At 71.0% G+C, this 15,209-nt stretch carries 15 protein-coding genes; 5 read left to right on the forward strand and 10 right to left on the reverse strand.

Going from position 1 to position 15,209, the window contains the following annotated elements:
* Window positions 1-168 precede the first annotated feature (168 nt).
* Window positions 169-414: an SCO4848 family membrane protein gene (locus ACLB9X_RS21260; protein ID WP_410361950.1), complete on the forward strand. Its 246-nt coding sequence runs from the start codon at window positions 169-171 to the stop codon at window positions 412-414.
* 19 nt (window positions 415-433) lie between these two features.
* Window positions 434-1,969 carry a metallophosphoesterase gene (locus ACLB9X_RS21265; protein ID WP_410361951.1) on the forward strand — a complete coding sequence of 512 codons (1,536 nt, stop codon included), beginning with the start codon at window positions 434-436 and terminating at the stop codon, window positions 1,967-1,969.
* Window positions 1,970-2,051: 82 nt separating this feature from the next.
* On the opposite strand, the gene ACLB9X_RS21270 is transcribed toward ACLB9X_RS21265, so the two are convergent.
* Genes ACLB9X_RS21270 through ACLB9X_RS21280 form a run of 3 tightly spaced genes read right to left on the reverse strand, consistent with a single transcriptional unit; the run spans window position 2,052 to window position 3,690 of the window.
* On the reverse strand, window positions 2,052-2,825 hold the full coding sequence (locus ACLB9X_RS21270; protein WP_410361952.1) for a TetR/AcrR family transcriptional regulator: 774 nt from the start codon (window positions 2,823-2,825) through the stop codon (window positions 2,052-2,054).
* Window positions 2,826-2,836: 11 nt separating this feature from the next.
* Window positions 2,837-3,250 (reverse strand): thiol-disulfide oxidoreductase DCC family protein, encoded by a 414-nt coding sequence (locus ACLB9X_RS21275; RefSeq protein WP_410361953.1) that lies wholly within the window; start codon window positions 3,248-3,250, stop codon window positions 2,837-2,839.
* Window positions 3,247-3,690: a hypothetical protein gene (locus ACLB9X_RS21280; RefSeq protein WP_410361954.1), complete on the reverse strand. Its 444-nt coding sequence runs from the start codon at window positions 3,688-3,690 to the stop codon at window positions 3,247-3,249. The genes ACLB9X_RS21275 and ACLB9X_RS21280 overlap by 4 nt, the downstream gene beginning before the upstream one ends.
* Before the next feature lie 63 nt (window positions 3,691-3,753).
* Here ACLB9X_RS21280 and ACLB9X_RS21285 point away from each other — a divergent pair, with 63 nt between their 5' ends.
* The gene (locus ACLB9X_RS21285) at window positions 3,754-5,355 is read left to right on the forward strand and encodes a DUF4132 domain-containing protein (RefSeq protein WP_410361955.1); all 1,602 of its coding nucleotides are present in this window, start codon (window positions 3,754-3,756) and stop codon (window positions 5,353-5,355) included.
* Here the strand turns inward: ACLB9X_RS21285 and ACLB9X_RS21290 are convergent.
* From ACLB9X_RS21290 to ACLB9X_RS21315, 6 genes are all read right to left on the reverse strand, one after another.
* A complete protein-coding gene (locus ACLB9X_RS21290) occupies window positions 5,324-5,872 on the reverse strand; it encodes a hypothetical protein (protein ID WP_410361972.1) in 549 nt (182 codons plus the stop codon). The genes ACLB9X_RS21285 and ACLB9X_RS21290 overlap by 32 nt on opposite strands.
* A 169-nt stretch (window positions 5,873-6,041) precedes the next feature.
* Window positions 6,042-6,803, reverse strand: a complete 762-nt coding sequence (locus ACLB9X_RS21295; RefSeq protein ID WP_410361956.1) for a succinate dehydrogenase iron-sulfur subunit — start codon at window positions 6,801-6,803, stop codon at window positions 6,042-6,044.
* A complete protein-coding gene (gene sdhA / locus ACLB9X_RS21300; RefSeq protein ID WP_410361957.1) occupies window positions 6,803-8,557 on the reverse strand; it encodes a succinate dehydrogenase flavoprotein subunit in 1,755 nt (584 codons plus the stop codon). Before sdhA ends, ACLB9X_RS21295 begins: the two co-directional genes overlap by 1 nt.
* Before the next feature lie 24 nt (window positions 8,558-8,581).
* On the reverse strand, window positions 8,582-9,052 hold the full coding sequence (locus ACLB9X_RS21305; RefSeq protein WP_410361958.1) for a succinate dehydrogenase hydrophobic membrane anchor subunit: 471 nt from the start codon (window positions 9,050-9,052) through the stop codon (window positions 8,582-8,584).
* A gap of 8 nt (window positions 9,053-9,060) precedes the next feature.
* Complete coding sequence (sdhC, locus tag ACLB9X_RS21310) at window positions 9,061-9,441, reverse strand: succinate dehydrogenase, cytochrome b556 subunit (RefSeq protein ID WP_177153346.1); 381 nt, start codon at window positions 9,439-9,441, stop codon at window positions 9,061-9,063.
* 250 nt (window positions 9,442-9,691) lie between these two features.
* The gene (locus tag ACLB9X_RS21315) at window positions 9,692-10,258 is read right to left on the reverse strand and encodes a 2-oxo-4-hydroxy-4-carboxy-5-ureidoimidazoline decarboxylase (RefSeq protein WP_410361973.1); all 567 of its coding nucleotides are present in this window, start codon (window positions 10,256-10,258) and stop codon (window positions 9,692-9,694) included.
* Window positions 10,259-10,470: 212 nt separating this feature from the next.
* Here ACLB9X_RS21315 and ACLB9X_RS21320 point away from each other — a divergent pair, with 212 nt between their 5' ends.
* Entirely contained in the window at window positions 10,471-12,066 is a 1,596-nt protein-coding gene (locus tag ACLB9X_RS21320) for a beta-N-acetylhexosaminidase (protein WP_410361959.1), read from the forward strand.
* Window positions 12,067-12,185: 119 nt separating this feature from the next.
* Window positions 12,186-12,713: a hypothetical protein gene (locus ACLB9X_RS21325; protein ID WP_410361960.1), complete on the forward strand. Its 528-nt coding sequence runs from the start codon at window positions 12,186-12,188 to the stop codon at window positions 12,711-12,713.
* A gap of 193 nt (window positions 12,714-12,906) precedes the next feature.
* Here ACLB9X_RS21325 and ACLB9X_RS21330 read toward each other — a convergent pair whose 3' ends face one another.
* Window positions 12,907-14,514 (reverse strand): N-acetylmuramoyl-L-alanine amidase, encoded by a 1,608-nt coding sequence (locus tag ACLB9X_RS21330; protein ID WP_410361961.1) that lies wholly within the window; start codon window positions 14,512-14,514, stop codon window positions 12,907-12,909.
* Between the last annotated feature and the right edge of the window lie 695 nt (window positions 14,515-15,209).

Below are 15,209 nucleotides of genomic sequence, written 5' to 3' on the forward strand. Positions count from 1 at the left end.
GCGGCCCTTCTCGCGAACGGTTTCAGGGCGGCAGACAGAGCAGACACGGACGAGAACGTACAGGGCGCCGTCGACAATATGGAGATCGGCCCGGTGACCCGCCGGGAGCGACGCCGGGACAGAGCACCCCGTGAGGCCCGGTCGGTGGACACCCGCGATACTTGACTCATGAAGCTCAGCCGCCGCGTGTCCTGGTTCCTGCTCGCGTTCGGGGTCTGGAGCTGGTTCATCTGGATCACTTTCGTCAAGAACCTGTGGCGGGACGCCAGTGGGCTCGCGTTCGACGACGCGGGCGACCCGACCGGGTACTTCTGGGTCCATCTGCTGCTCGCCATCACGTCCTTTGTCCTGGGGACGATCATCGGCATCATCGGGTTGCGCGGTCTGCGCGCATTGCGCCGTGAGCGCACGTAAGGGGTAGGGGAACGCGTTCGTGGTCGCCGTCGTGGTGCTTGTGATCATTCTGGTCGTCGCCCTGCTCACAGGGGTGCATTGGTACGTGTGGCGTCGCCTGGTGCGCGACACGACCGCGCCGGGCGGGACCGCCCGCAGGGTCGGTACGGCGGTGCTCTGGGTGCTGCCGCTGCTGTCGCTCGGCGCGCTGATGTCGGGCCGCGTCGGCGTGCCGTTCTCGGTGCAGCGGGTGCTCGCCTGGCCCGGCTTCCTGTGGCTCGCGGTGCTGCTGTACCTGGTCCTGGCGCTGGTGGCGGGCGAGGCGGTGCGCCCACTGCTGACCCGCCTCCTCGCGGGCCGCGCCCCGTCCCCCGCCGGACCCCTCTTCTCGCCGGCCGCCAGTGGCACTGCGTCTGCGGGGACCCGTACGGACGGCCCCGCGCCCGCCTCCGGCGACGTGGCCGTTGCGACCGGGACCGTCGTCTCGCCGGCTGCAGGTGGCGCTCGCGCAGAGGCCGGGGCCGTTGCTCCTGCCGGGCAGGTGAGCCCGTCCGGCGACGGGGCCGTGGCGATCGGGACCGTCGTCTCGCCGGACACCGGCGACGCCACGTCCGTGGGGACCCGTACGGACGGCCTCGTGCCCGCCTCCGGCGACGGGGCCGTGGCGACCGGGACCGTCGTCTCGCCGGACACCGGCGACGCCACGTCCGCGGGCGCAGCCGTATCCGGCGACGCGGCCCGTGGGGCGCTCTCGCGGCGGGTGTTCGTCGCGCGGGTCGTCGGCGGCGCAGCCGCCACCGCCGCGCTCGGGACCGTCGGGTACGGCACGTACGGCGTACTGCGCGGCCCCCGCGTCAAGCGCGTCACCGTTCCGCTCGCCAAGCTGCCCCGCGCCGCCCACGGGTACCGCATCGCCGTCGTCAGCGACATCCACCTCGGGCCCATCCTCGGCCGCGCCCACACACAGCGCATCGTCGACACCATCAACGCCGCCCAGCCCGACCTCGTCGCCGTCGTGGGCGACCTCGTCGACGGCAGTGTCGCCGACCTCGGGTCCGCCGCCGAGCCGCTCGCCGGGCTCCGTTCGCGCGACGGCGCGTTCTTCGTGACGGGCAACCACGAGTACTTCTCGGGCGCGGACGCGTGGGTCGACCACGTCCGCGAGCTGGGCCTGCGGCCGCTGCGCAACGAGCGCGTCGAGATCGCGGGCGGGTTCGACCTCGCCGGCGTCGACGACGTCGCGGGCGAGAGCGAGGGGCAGGGCCCGGACTTCGCGAAGGCGCTCGGCGACCGGGACCGCTCCCGCGCGTCCGTGCTCCTCGCGCACCAGCCCGTCGTCATCCACGACGCCGTCGAGCAGGGCGTGGACCTCCAGTTGTCCGGGCACACCCACGGCGGTCAGCTCTGGCCGGGGAACTTCCTCGCCGGCCTGGCCAACCCCACCGTCGCGGGTCTGGAGCGGTACGGCGACACCCAGTTGTACGTCTCCCGCGGCGCGGGCGCGTGGGGCCCGCCGGTGCGCGTCGGGGCCTCGTCCGACATCACCGTCGTGGAGCTGGCCTCCCGCCAGGCCTGACGGCACCGGCCGGGCGGCCACGACCGGCGTCCGGTGCTCGACGGCACCGGCCCGGGCGGGCCCACCGAGACCCGCCGGACGCTCAGTCCTCGTCGTTCGCGGTGCGGGAGGCGGAGGCGGAATGCGAGCCGCCGCCACCCGCCTTGCGGGCGGCGACGCTCTGCGCCATCCCGGGCAGGAAGTCCGTGAACAGCTCGTGCACCTCGTGGACCAGGGGCCGCAGCACTCGGAAGCGGGCGAGCGCCACTCCGCGGCTGGTCAGGCGGGCGCCGCGGACGGCCAGCCGCCGGCTGCGCTCGCTGTTCTCGGAGCGGTCGAACACCCAGTACAGGACCAGGCCCATCTGGGAGAGCCACATCAACTCCGGGAGGATCTCCCGCAGTTCCTCCGCGACCTTGGACCTGGACCCGGCCAGCACCTCGCGGTGGACCGCGATGGCCTCCTCGCGGGCGTGCTCCGACTCGGGGGAGAAGGGGCTGAGCGGGCTCTCCGGGTCGGCGGCGTTCTTGAAGAACTGGGCCGCGAACTCGTGGTAGGGCGCGGCGATGTCCAGCCAGGCGGTCAGCACCCCGGCCAACCGGGCCTCGAGGTCGGTCTCCTTGTCCAGCACGGGCCGGACCGCCGCCCTGTGCTCGGCGGCGATCCGGTCGTAGAAGCCCTGGACGAGGTGTTCCTTCGAGCCGAAGTAGTAGTACGCGTTCCCCACCGAGACGCCGGCCTCCTTGGCGATGGCCCGCATCGTGGTCTTGTCGTAACCACGTTCCTGGAAGAGACGCAGTGCCGTCTCCAGGATCAGCGCGCGGGTCTGCTCGCTCTTGGGAGCCTTGGCCTCGGTGGGGTCCTTCGGATCAGTCACGGTGACCGAGCCTAATGGGGGACGGCGCACTGCTCCGCGCAGGGCGACGCGGTGCCGGGACGGCTCACTGCCTCGCGGTACTTCGCCGCGGCGAGCATGGTGACGCGGACGAACGGCGCCCCTGCGGCGGTGGCCAGCCAGTGGGCCCTGGACCGGTGCTCGGCCAGCGCCCACAGGCAGACCACCCAGGCGGCCTGGCCGGTGTAGATCTGGCCCCTGTCGCCGATCACGGTGATCTCCCGCAGCGTCCGGGCGTGATCGAGCTCGGGATACCTGCGCCGCGCCTCCACCGATCCGGCGGGTACGGCATGCAGCGGGACGAGCTGCCGCTGCCGCGGCAGCCAGCTGCGCAGGTGGACGCAGAGGGGGCAGTTCGCGTCGTAGAGGACGGTCAGTGCGCGGACCGGGGCGGCCACCGCCGTCACGCCCCGGCGGGACCGGCGGCCGGTCCCTTCCACGGGTCGGCGGAGGACTGCCGGGTCCAGCCCTGCGGTCCGACCGGCGGGGTCTGCTCGCGCTCCATGACACCGCGTCGGCGGATCTTGTTGAGCACGTACACGTTGCCGAGGTGCATCACGCCGAGGACGAGCAGCACGACGCCGATCTTCACCGACAGGGCCTCCAGGAGGCCGCGTGCGTCGGTGACGGCCTCGGACGACCTCAGATAGAGGGCGACGAAGCCCAGGTTCACCAGGTAGAAGCCGACCACCAGCAGGTGGTTGACGGCGTCGGCGAGCTTCTCGTTCCCCTTGAGGACGTCGGCGAGGAAGACCCTGCCGTTCCGGCTGAGAGTGCGCGCGACCCAGACGGTGAGCGCCACGCTGATCAGCAGGTACGAGACGTACGCGACAACAGTGAGGTCCATTCCCCACCCTCCCTTGAACACGTTCAAATGCGTGTGGGTATGACTGTAGGCCCTCTTTTGAACATGTTCAAGCGAGCATGGTGGGAGGTCGGCCACGACGGGGAAACCGCCAAGCGCGCAGAGCTGCCCCGCCGCGGCCGATTGTCAGACGACCCGGTGCTCAACCCGGGCGAGGCCTGGGCGGACCGCGCCATGGCCGACGCCGCCGAGCTCGGGGACCCGGTCCGGCGGCTGCTCATGCACCTGAAGCAGGCCACCGCCGCCAAGCCGTCCGCCGCGTGGAACACGACGGCGGCCGCGCTGATCGACGAGCTCGGCGCGGAGACCGCCCGCCGCCTGGTGCTCGACTGGCTCGACCACACCGGCTCGCCGCGCACCCACCCGCTGTACGTCGACCCCGGGGACCACGACCACAACGCGCTGTTCGACCCGTACAACACCGACGCGCTGCGCGGCCTCGCCTGGCTCGCCGCGCTGCTGCCGCCGTCGCAGGACATCGCCCGCGCGCTCGGCGCCCTCGTGGAGACCGCGCTGCGCAAGGTCCGCGGTGTCGGCCCCCGCGCCCCCAAGGTGGCGAACGCGGGAGTGACCGCCCTGTCCCTGGCGGACGGCGACGCCGCGCTCGCCGAACTTGCCCGGCTGTCCACCCGGGTGACGTACAAGGGCACGCTCAAGCAGCTGGGCGCCGCGCTCGACGCCAAGGCCGAGGCGCTCGGCCTGACCCGCGAGGACATGGCAGAGCTGGCCGTCCCCTCGTACGGGCTCACCGAAGTGGGCCGGGGCGAGCGGCGACTGGGCGACAGCACCGCCGTCCTGGAGGTCCACGGCGGCAGAGCGGTCCTCACCTGGCGCACCGCCGCGGGCAAGACGGTCAAGTCCGTACCCGCCGCCGTCCGGCGCGACTTTCCCGACGAGGTCAAGGAGCTGCGCGCCGCGGTCAAGGACATCGACAGGATGCTCACGGCCGTCTCGGAGCGCCTCGACCGGCTGTTCCTGTCCCGCCGCGGCTGGGAGTTCCGGAGCTGGCGCGCGTGCTTCCTCGACCACCCGCTCGTCGGCGCCCTCGCCCGCCGGCTGATCTGGCTGGTCGGCGACACACCCGTCGCGTTCGACGGCACGGACATCCGCACCATCGACGGCGAGGCCGTCCACGTCCCGGAGGCGGGGGCCCGTGTCGAGCTGTGGCATCCGGTGGGGCGGCCCGAGCACGAGATCGCGGCCTGGCGCGACCGGCTCGAACGGCTCGGCGTCACCCAGCCGTTCAAGCAGGCGCACCGCGAGGTGTATCCCCTCACCGACGCCGAGCGCACCACCGGGACGTACTCCAACCGCTTCGCCGGTCACATCCTCGGCCAGTACCAGTTCAACGCCCTGGCGGCGGTGCGCGGCTGGACTGCGAAGCTGCGGCTCTGCGTCGACGACACGTATCCGCCGGCCGTCCGTGAGCTGCCCGAGTGGGGCCTGCGCGCGGAGTACTGGATCGAGGGCATCGGCGGCAGGGAGGACGGCGACCTCACCGACTCGGGGGCCTACGCCCGCATCACCACCGACCAGGTCCGCTTCCACCGGATCGGCGCGCCGGCGAACTGGGCGCACGCGGGTGCCGCGGCCGCCGCCCACCTGCTGCTCGGAGTTACATGCTGCTCAGCGAGCGCGCGTAGTTGATCTGCCCCATCACCTGCTGGAAGGTCTCCGGGCCGCGCGCCTGGATCATCGTCGAGTGGTGCTTGCCGTTGCTGGTGACGGTGACCTGGATGAAGCCGGTCGTCTGCTTCTCCTTCATCAGCAGGAAGAGCAGGCCGAGCAGGCAGAAGATGAAGAAGACGATGGCGAGCACGATCGCGTGCGTCGGGATCTTCTCCTCGGTGCGGGACATGTCCGTCGCGTTCCACACCGCGCCGCGCAGTGGCATCGAGCCGGCGGGGGTCACGATCGAGTCCCCCATGACGGTGATGTCGCCGATCGAGACCAGCGGCTGACCACCCGTCGGGGCGGGCACGCCGCCCGCCACCGGCACCGGCACACCGGCGGGCTGCGTCTGGGCGTAGGACGGATGCGGGTCCTGGGGGTACCCGTAGCCCGGCGCCGCGTTCGGGTAGCCGTACGCCGGCGTCCCCGGCGGCTGCGTCGGCCCCCACTGGTACTCGGGCTCCCCGTCCTTGTACGGATTGGGCTCGGTCATCTCGTCGTCCCCGCTTTCCTGCTGCGTCACGTCAGACGTCCCCCGATCCTGCCAGGTCCGCCCCCGGTCGGTGAAGCCCGTACGGCGATACGGGCAAGGGCCTCGACTCCACGGGCGGAGTCGAGGCCCTTGACGCCACGTCACCTGAGGATCCGTGGCATCCGTGGCATCAGAAGCGGCGCGTGATCAGCGCGCGCTTCACTTCCTGGATCGCCTTGGTGACCTCGATACCACGAGGGCAGGCGTCCGTGCAGTTGAACGTGGTGCGGCAACGCCACACGCCGTCCTTGTCGTTGAGGATCTCCAGGCGCTGCTCGCCCGCCTCGTCGCGCGAGTCGAAGATGAAGCGGTGCGCGTTGACGATCGCCGCCGGGCCGAAGTACTGGCCGTCGTTCCAGAACACCGGGCACGAGGACGTGCACGCGGCGCACAGGATGCACTTGGTGGTGTCGTCGAAGCGCTCGCGGTCCTCGGCGGACTGCAGACGCTCACGCGTCGGCTCGTTGCCCTTGGTGACCAGGAACGGCATGACGTCCCGGTACGCCTGGAAGAAGGGCTCCATGTCGACCACGAGGTCCTTCATCACCGTCAGGCCCTTTATGGCCTCGATGGTGATCGGCTTCTCGGGGTTGATGTCCTTGATCAGCGTCTTGCAGGCGAGCCTGTTCTTGCCGTTGATCCGCATCGCGTCCGAGCCGCAGATGCCGTGCGCGCACGAGCGGCGGAAGGTCAGCGTGCCGTCCAGGTCCCACTTGATCTTGTGGAGACCGTCGAGCACGCGCTCCTTCGGGTCGATCTCGATCTGGAAGTCCTCCCAGACCGCCGCGTCCGAGATCTCGGGGTTGAAGCGGCGGATCCGGAAGGTGACCGTGATGTACGGGGAGGCGGCCTTGGCCACCGCCTCGGCCTTGTCCATGACGGGGGTAGCCATCAGTACTTACGCTCCATCGGCTGGTAGCGGGTCTGGACGACCGGCTTGTAGTCGAGACGGACGGTCTCGGAGCCGTCGTCGCCCACCTCGCGGTACGCCATGGTGTGGCGCATGAAGTTGACGTCGTCGCGGTTCGGGAAGTCCTCGCGGTAGTGGCCGCCGCGGGACTCCTTGCGGGCCAGGGCGGAGACGGCCATGACCTCGGCCAGGTCGAGCAGGTTGCCCAGCTCGATGGCCTCCAGCAGGTCCGTGTTGAACCGCTTGCCCTTGTCCTGGATGGACACGTTCAGGTACCGCTCGCGCAGCTCGGCGATCTTCTCGACCGCGGTCTTGATCGTCTGCTCGGTGCGGAACACCATCACGTTGGCGTCCATCGTCTCCTGGAGCTCCTTGCGCAGCACCGAGACCCGCTCCGAGCCGGTGGAGTTGCGCAGGCGCTCGACCTGCTCCTCGACGAACGACGCCGGGTTCTCGGGCAGGTCGACGTAGTCGGCCGTCGCGGAGTACTCGGCGGCGGCGATGCCCGCCCGCTTGCCGAAGACGTTGATGTCCAGCAGCGAGTTGGTGCCCAGGCGGTTCGCGCCGTGCACCGAGACGCAGGCGACCTCACCGGCGGCGTACAGGCCGGGGACGACGGTGGTGTTGTCGCTGAGGACCTCACCCTCGACGTTGGTCGGGATGCCGCCCATGGCGTAGTGCGCGGTCGGCTGGATCGGGATCGGGTCCGTGTAGGGCTCGATGCCGAGGTACGTCCGCGCGAACTCGGTGATGTCCGGGAGCTTGGCGTCCAGCTGCTCCGGCGGCAGGTGGGTCAGGTCCAGGTAGACGTGGTCGCCCTCGGGGCCGCAGCCGCGGCCCTCGCGGATCTCCGTGTAGATGGAGCGCGAGACGACGTCACGCGAGGCGAGGTCCTTCATGACGGGCGCGTACTTCTCCATGAAGCGCTCGCCGTCCTTGTTGCGGAGGATGCCGCCCTCACCGCGGGCGCCCTCCGTGAGCAGGATGCCCATGCGCCAGATGCCCGTCGGGTGGAACTGGAAGAACTCCATGTCCTCCAGCGGCAGACCGCGGCGGTAGCAGGCGGCCTGGCCGTCACCGGTGAGGGTGTGCGCGTTGGAGGTCACCTTGAAGAACTTGCCGGTGCCGCCGGACGCGTAGATCACGGCCTTCGCCTGGAAGACGTGGATCTCACCGGTGGCCAGCTCGTAGGCGACCACACCGGCGGACTTCTTGACGCCGTCCACCTCGGTGATCAGCTGGTCCAGGACGTAGAACTCGTTGAAGAACTCCACGCCCTCCTTGACGCAGTTCTGGTACAGCGTCTGGAGGATCATGTGGCCGGTGCGGTCCGCGGCGTAGCAGGACCGGCGGACCGGGGCCTCGCCGTGGTTGCGGGAGTGGCCGCCGAAGCGACGCTGGTCGATGGTGCCGTTCGGGGTCCGGTTGAACGGCAGACCCATCTTCTCCAGGTCGAGGACGGCGTCGATGGCCTCCTTCGCCAGGATCTCGGCGGCGTCCTGGTCGACCAGGTAGTCACCGCCCTTGACCGTGTCGAAGGTGTGCCACTCCCAGTTGTCCTCCTCCACGTTGGCGAGCGCGGCGGCCATGCCGCCCTGCGCGGCGCCCGTGTGGGAGCGGGTCGGGTAGAGCTTCGTCAGCACGGCGGTGCGGCTGCGCTTGGTCGCCTCGATGGCGGCGCGCATGCCGGCGCCACCGGCGCCGACGATGACGGTGTCGTACTTGTGGATCTTCATGAGTGGATTACCTCAGCCCCGTGCCTAGCGGATGTTCGGGTCGAAGGTGAAGATCACCAGCGTGCCCAGAAGGATGGTGAACACCGTGGCGGTGTACAGCAGGCCCTTGAGCCACAGGCGCGTGTTCGCGCGCTCCGCGTAGTCGTTGATGACGGTGCGGAGGCCGTTGGCGCCGTGCAGCATGGCAAGCCACAGCATCAGCAGGTCCCAGGTCTGCCAGAACGGGGACGCCCAGCGGCCGGCCACGAAGGCGAAGCCGATCTTGGAGACGCCGCCGTCGAGCACCAGCTGGATCAGCAGGTGGCCGATGACCAGGACGACGAGGAGGACGCCCGAGAGGCGCATGAAGAGCCACGCGGCCATCTCGAAGTTGCCACGGGTCGCCTTCGGGGTCTTCTTGGTGCGCTTGCGCGGGGCCTCGATGTACGGGGCCGGGTTGTCGGCGTCGTAGACCCGGCCGCCCTCGACCTCGCCGATTGCGGAATCAGTGGACATCTCTCGCCTCAGCTCCCGAACAGTTCACGAGCGGCGTGGCCGAGCACCGGGTACAGCGCTCCGGCCATCAGCACAATCCAGACGGCCATCACGGACCAGAGCATCTGCTTCTGGTAGCGCGGGCCCTTGGACCAGAAGTCCACGGCGATGACACGCAGGCCGTTGAGCGCGTGGAAGAGAATCGCGGCGACGAGGCCGTATTCGAGCAGCGCGACGATCGGCGTCTTGTAGGTGGCGACGACCTCGTCGTACGCCTCGGGGGAGACGCGGACGAGCGCGGTGTCCAGCACGTGTACGAACAGGAAGAAGAAGATGAGGACGCCGGTGACTCGGTGAGCCACCCAGGACCACATTCCTTCCCGGCCGCGGTACAGCGTTCCAGCCGGCACGGAAGAACCCTCCGGGAGCGGGGATTGGGGCCTGCCGTCATCTTCTACTCGAAGTCAAGTACAGCGGGTGTCGGTCTGGCCCGGCCGGGTACGGTCCACCGGCCCCGGCCATCGTAGCGACGTGTTGTCGGTTCGCTCGCGCGGGGTCCACAGGTGTGATCAAACAGGCAGCCAAAATGCCCGGACGGGCTAGACGCGGCGCCTTTCGGACATCGCTCCGACGTCGCCCGGACATCGCCCGGACGTCGGGCTACGGGCGGCCGGCCATGGCGCGGGCCACGCGGGAGCGCGCGAGGGCGCGCATTTCGTCGGCGGAAACGGACCGTTCTTCGTCAGGTTCGTGGGAGAGCCGGCTGCGAATACCGGCGAGCAGCTGATCGAGATGCTCGTGCGGGCCGTACTTGTCGAGACAAATGACGAACGCGTGTCCGAATCGGCTCTCGTATGCCGCATGCGCGGCCGCGAGCGCGGTGTGGGCCGCCTGGGGTGCGCCCGGGTGCAGCCCGGCCGAGGTCTCGCGGGACAGCGCCTCGTGCATGTCGGTGGGGGAGAGGTCGTACCCGGCCTCGTCGCAGGCCGCCAGCAGCGCGTCGAGGTCGGGGTAGGGGCGGTGGGCCGCGACCCGGCGTGCCCAGCGGAGGCTTCCGCAGCAGGTCAGCAGGAGGGCTTCGGCGGCTTCGGCCGGTACGCCGTTGAAGTGGGCGAGTCCCGTCGGCGTGCCGCGCCGGGGCGGTATGGGCGAAGGGGCGAGAGCGCTCCGGGCGGAGCGGAGCGCCGGCGGTCGCTCGGGGACGCCGGCGGGGGAATCGCTGGACAGCGGGGACTCCTCGAAGGGCCAGCGGGACGGCTGGAAAGGGAGGGAAAGATGAGTCGTAACGCTATCGATGCGTATCGAGCGCTGTCCGACGGATGCGCGAATTTCACCCGGACGGGAGAGTTTGGACTCATGTGATAGACGCCAGGGGTGGAGGCTGGAGAGGACATGCGTGTACTTCGATCGGGTTCATCCGCTTCCGGGAGGTTTTGCGCATGATGAGGCGTTCGCGAAAGAGGCAGGTCACCGCGGCGACAGCGGCGGCCGTCGCCGTTCTCTCGGTCACCGTGACCGGCTGCTCCGAAGCCGGACCGGCCGCACCGCTTCCGTCCCCGGACCGTGCCGCAGCCGGCACCCCGTCCCCCACGCCCAGCCCCACCCGCAGCTACGCCCTGTCGAGACCGCCCGCCACCATCCCCTCCGTGCGCGAGCACCAGGCCGCCCGCGGCCCCGGCTGGAGCCGCACCGCGGGCAGCGCCGTCGTGGTCGCCAAGGGCAGCGAGGAGCTGGCGGACGAGGGCCGTCTGATCGCCCAGGAGCTGAAGCTGGGCTTCCGGGGCACGAACGCGCCCCGCTCCGGCGACGTGGAACTGGCGCTCGCGGGCGGCGGCGCCCCCGAGTCGTACACCCTGACCACCCGCGGCGGGCGGGTCCGCATCACCGGCCCCGACGAGGCCGGCGTCTTCTACGGGACCCGCACGCTCAAGCAGGCCGTGCGCTCCGGCGGCGCGATGCCCGAAGGCGTCGTACGCGACCGGCCCGACCGCCCCCAGCGCGGGCTGAACGTCGACATCGCCCGCAAGCACTTCACCGCCGGCTGGATAGAGGACCGGCTGCGCGAGATGGCCGACCTCAAGCTGAACCAGCTCGGTCTGCACTTCTCCGACGACCAGGCCTTCCGCATCCAGTCCGACTCGCACCCCGAGATCGTCTCCGATCCGCATCTGACCAAGGCCGAGGTCCGCCGCATCCTGGCGCTCGCGGACCGGCTGCACATCACCGTTTTCGGCGAGATCGACTCGCCCGGACACCTGGGCGCCGTGCTGCGCGCCCATCCGCAGCTCCAGCTCCGCAACGTGCGGGGCGTGCCCCGGCAGGGCGCGATCGACATCTCGAACCCCGCGTCCGCGAGGATCGTCGACGACCTGCTGCGCGAGTACACGGCTCTGTTCCGGGGAGCGTGGTTCCACGTCGGCGCCGACGAGTACCAGGCGCTGACCGTCAGCGACCCGGCCGCCTCGTACCCGCAGCTGACGACGGCCGCCCGCGAGAAGTACGGCGCCGGGGCCGGCGTCCAGGACCTGGCTGAGGGCTGGCTGAACGACCGCGCGGCCGTGGTGCGGGACCAGAAGAAGCGGCCCAAGGCGTGGAACGACGGGTTCTTCGCCGGGGGAGTGGTCACCGCCGACAAGGGCATCGAGGTCGAGTACTGGACGGGCCGGGAGATCGGCGCCCGCCCGCCGGCCGAGTACCTGGCCGAGGGCCGCAGGCTGGTGAACCTCAACGACGAGTACCTCTACTACGTGCTCGGCGAGCCGAACCAGTTCACGTACCCCACCGGCCGCCGCATCTACGAGCAGTGGACCCCGCTGGTGCTGCGCGGCACCCAGCCGGTGCCGGAGAGGTACTCGTCGCAGATCCTGGGCGGCCGCTTCGCCGTCTGGTGCGACCTCGCGAACGCCCAGACCCAGGCCCAGGTCGCGGCGGGCATCCGCAGGCCGCTCCAGGCGACCGCCCAGAAACTCTGGGACCCGAGGCCGCCGGCGCGCGACTGGCGGTCCTTCACGGACCTGGCGCAGAAGCTGGGCTGAGCACGGCTGACGAGCGCCGGAAGAATTCGTTGAGTATTGGACTTCAGTCACAGAGTGACGCAATCGAGCCATCGGGCGCAGTATGAGGCGTGACTTCGTCCGCGATGGGAGGCGTCCCAATGACGTCCAAGAGCCTGACGGAACTGATCGCAGAGGCGGATGAGCGCGCTCTCGCCGCGAGCGGGCTCGCCTGCCTGGATCGCTGTCTGCCGTTGCTCGTCGACGAGATGGACGTGCTCCGCCCGCTGTGGTCCGGCATCGCCGCGGGTGAGGACGGCTGGGCAGAGCGGCTCGCCACGGCCAGAGCCGCCCTCGACACCGTGCCCGAGGCGGACGGAGCGGCCGCCCCGGTACGGCAGATGATCGGTGCCGCGCCCTCCGAGTGGGCGGCCGACCGCCTCACCGAGTGGGCGACGGCGTGCTCCGCCCTGGCGCTCGAGGTCCACCGGGAGCTCGACCCGCCGGAGGGCGACGACGGGCCCGACGGGCCCCTCGTCGCGGGGGAGGAGCGGCGCCAGATACAGATCCTGGAGATCCTCCTGGTGACCGAGGGCAGCGCCGGTCTGCGCCGTGCCATGGACCTGGTCACCGAGGGCCGCCGGGTGCTGCGTGCGGCCCTCTCCCGCAAGGCGCGCGCCCAGCCCTGACGGGGGTCTTCCCGGAACGCGAGCGGCGGCCGGCGCCCGGGTGGGGCGCCGGCCGCCCCTTGGCGCGCACCGACTCGGCGCGCGAGCGCGTCCGGCACCGCAGTTGCCGGTTCGGTGCGGGGGGACGCCCGGCACCGCAGTTGCCGGCTCGGCGCGGGGTACGTGGGGACGTCCCGCTGCCGCAGCCGGCGGCTCAGCCCGCGGCGTACCGGGATGCGCCCGCCGCCGTGCGGATCTCCGGCAGCGCGGAGTACAGGGTCCTGCCCGGGCACAGTGTGGCGTAGCCGTCACGGTGTCCGGAGATCGTGTACAGCGTGGCCTTGTCGCCCTTCTTCCACACCCCGGTGTCGGCCGCCGCGGTGAGCGTCACCCGGGCCTCCGGGTCGACGCCGTGCAGGCCGAGCTTCCAGGCCGAGAGGTCGGCGACGGCCTGCTTGGCCGCGGCCGTCGGCGTACCGCCGTTCTCGTAGTCGCCGAGGACGGAGACACCGGACGAGTAGCTGTTGAAGCCATACGTGTGGGCGCCCTGCACGGGCTTGTCGACGCCGCCCGCGCGGCCCTCGAAGACCGTGCCGCACTTGTCGACGAAGAAGTTGTAGCCGACGTCGTTCCAGCCGTTCGTCTTCACGTGGTACGTGAGGATCGCGCGGATGATGGCGGGCGACTCGGTGCAGTCGTAGTCGTTCGTACCGGCCGTGTGGTGCACGAACACCGCGTCGACCTTGGTGAGGTACGTCGGCGGGTCCTGGACGAGCGACTCGTCCGCGCCCCACTCGGCCCGGCTCACGATCGCGGGCGCGCCGGGCGCGGACGTGCTCTCACTCGGAGCCGGGGTGCCGCTCGGGCCGGCGGTCGGAACGTCCGTGGCGCCGGTGGACGGGGCCGGCTCCGACGGCGAGGCCGTCGGCTCCGCGGGGGCCGAGGACTCGGCCGGCGGCTCGGAGGAGGGCTCGCTCGGCGACGGAGCCACCGTCGGCTCCTCGGACGGCGCAGGCTGCGACGGCTCGGCGGGCGTCGTGCTCGGCTCGGGCTCGGGCTCGGCGGATCCGGTGGGCTCCTCGCTGACGGACGGCGCGGGCTCGGCCGGGGCGTCGCTCGGCTCGGCCGGCGCCTCGGACGGCTCGGTGGTGGGCACTTCGGCCGTCGGCTCGCCGCCGGTGCTCTCTGCGAGCGCGGGGGCCGACGCCGCGGGCTCGGAGGGCTGCGCCGTCGGCTTGCCGGGGGACTTCGAGCGCTCGGGCTTCGCCGGCCGTCCCGTGCCGTCCTTGACGGTCTCCCCGTCGGTGGTGCCCGGGTCGATCATGTCGAGCCGCAGCGCCTTCGGCACCGCGGTCTCCTCGCCGTCGGCGACGACCCGTGCCTCGACGGCGTCGGAGGCCCCCACCCACAGCGGTTCCGACGCGCCGCGCACGCCGGAGGTGTCGCCCTCCGCCGACTCCGGTGCCTGGACGCCGAATTCGAGGTCGCGCCAGTCGGACCAGGTACCCGCGTCCGCACTGCGGGTACGGATCTGGGCCGTGCCCTCGAAGGCGTCGGCGCTGTCCTCCCAGGAGACGCCGACCAGCGAGAACGTCTGCGTGTCGGTGCGCGGCAGCTCGCGCTTCTTCGGGTCCTTGCCGTCCAGCGACAGCACGTGCGCCGTGGCCGGACGTCCGCCGGCCTCGGCGCCCGCGTCCTCGGAGGAACCGGTGACGGCCACGGCCGTCACCCCGCCGCCTCCGAGAACGACGGCTCCCGTCACCAGCCAGACCGTGCGTCGTGCCTTGTTCGACCGCGGTGCGCGGGTTCTTCTCGGACTCATGCCCCATCCCTCGTATGCAACTGACCGTGTCCACGCGGGCATTGCCCCACCGGGTGCGGCCGCGGACGTCCGCCGCGACCGCACTCCGACGGGCGGCAGGCCCGCCCCCCTCGGATCAGTGACTGCCGTCTCTTCGTGACCGACGCCGCGCATGACCGGTCCGGAACGCCGGGATTCCGGAGTTCCGCAATCCCCTGCGGAAGCGGGTCCACGTGGAACCGAGCCGCGGTTATACACCACCGGGGAACGCGCGCGCGAGCGACGGGAAGAAAGGGGCGAAGTGACCGTGCATCAGCTACTTATTTGTCCTTTATGTCCCAGTGGTTGACGGGGCATCAGTCTCTCGATCCCTAATCCGCTGCCGCGCTCGCGAGGTGGTCCGATCCCTGCTCGCGTGCAGATGAGCGGCACTGTTCAGGCGCGTCGGAATTCCCCGGTGGGCTTATTCGGCGTGCCGTTCTCCGCCTGCGGAGCCTTTTCGTGCGGTGGGTGCGGTGCACCGTACGGAAAGGTATCGAGGTGAAAATCCCCTACGAGCTCGTAACAGGATCATGAGTCGGGCTTGTTGAGGCGTCGCCAGCAGATGAGGCTGCAGGCGAGGGAGACGAAGGCGTCGTGGAGTTCTGTGCGGCGTTCCCAGCGGACGGCGAGCCGTTTGAACTGGTGGAGCAGGGCGAAGGCCTGCTCGACGACGT

Origin of the sequence: Streptomyces sp. 5K101, from assembly GCF_046506645.1 — a bacterium.
GTDB lineage: Bacteria > Actinomycetota > Actinomycetes > Streptomycetales > Streptomycetaceae > Streptomyces.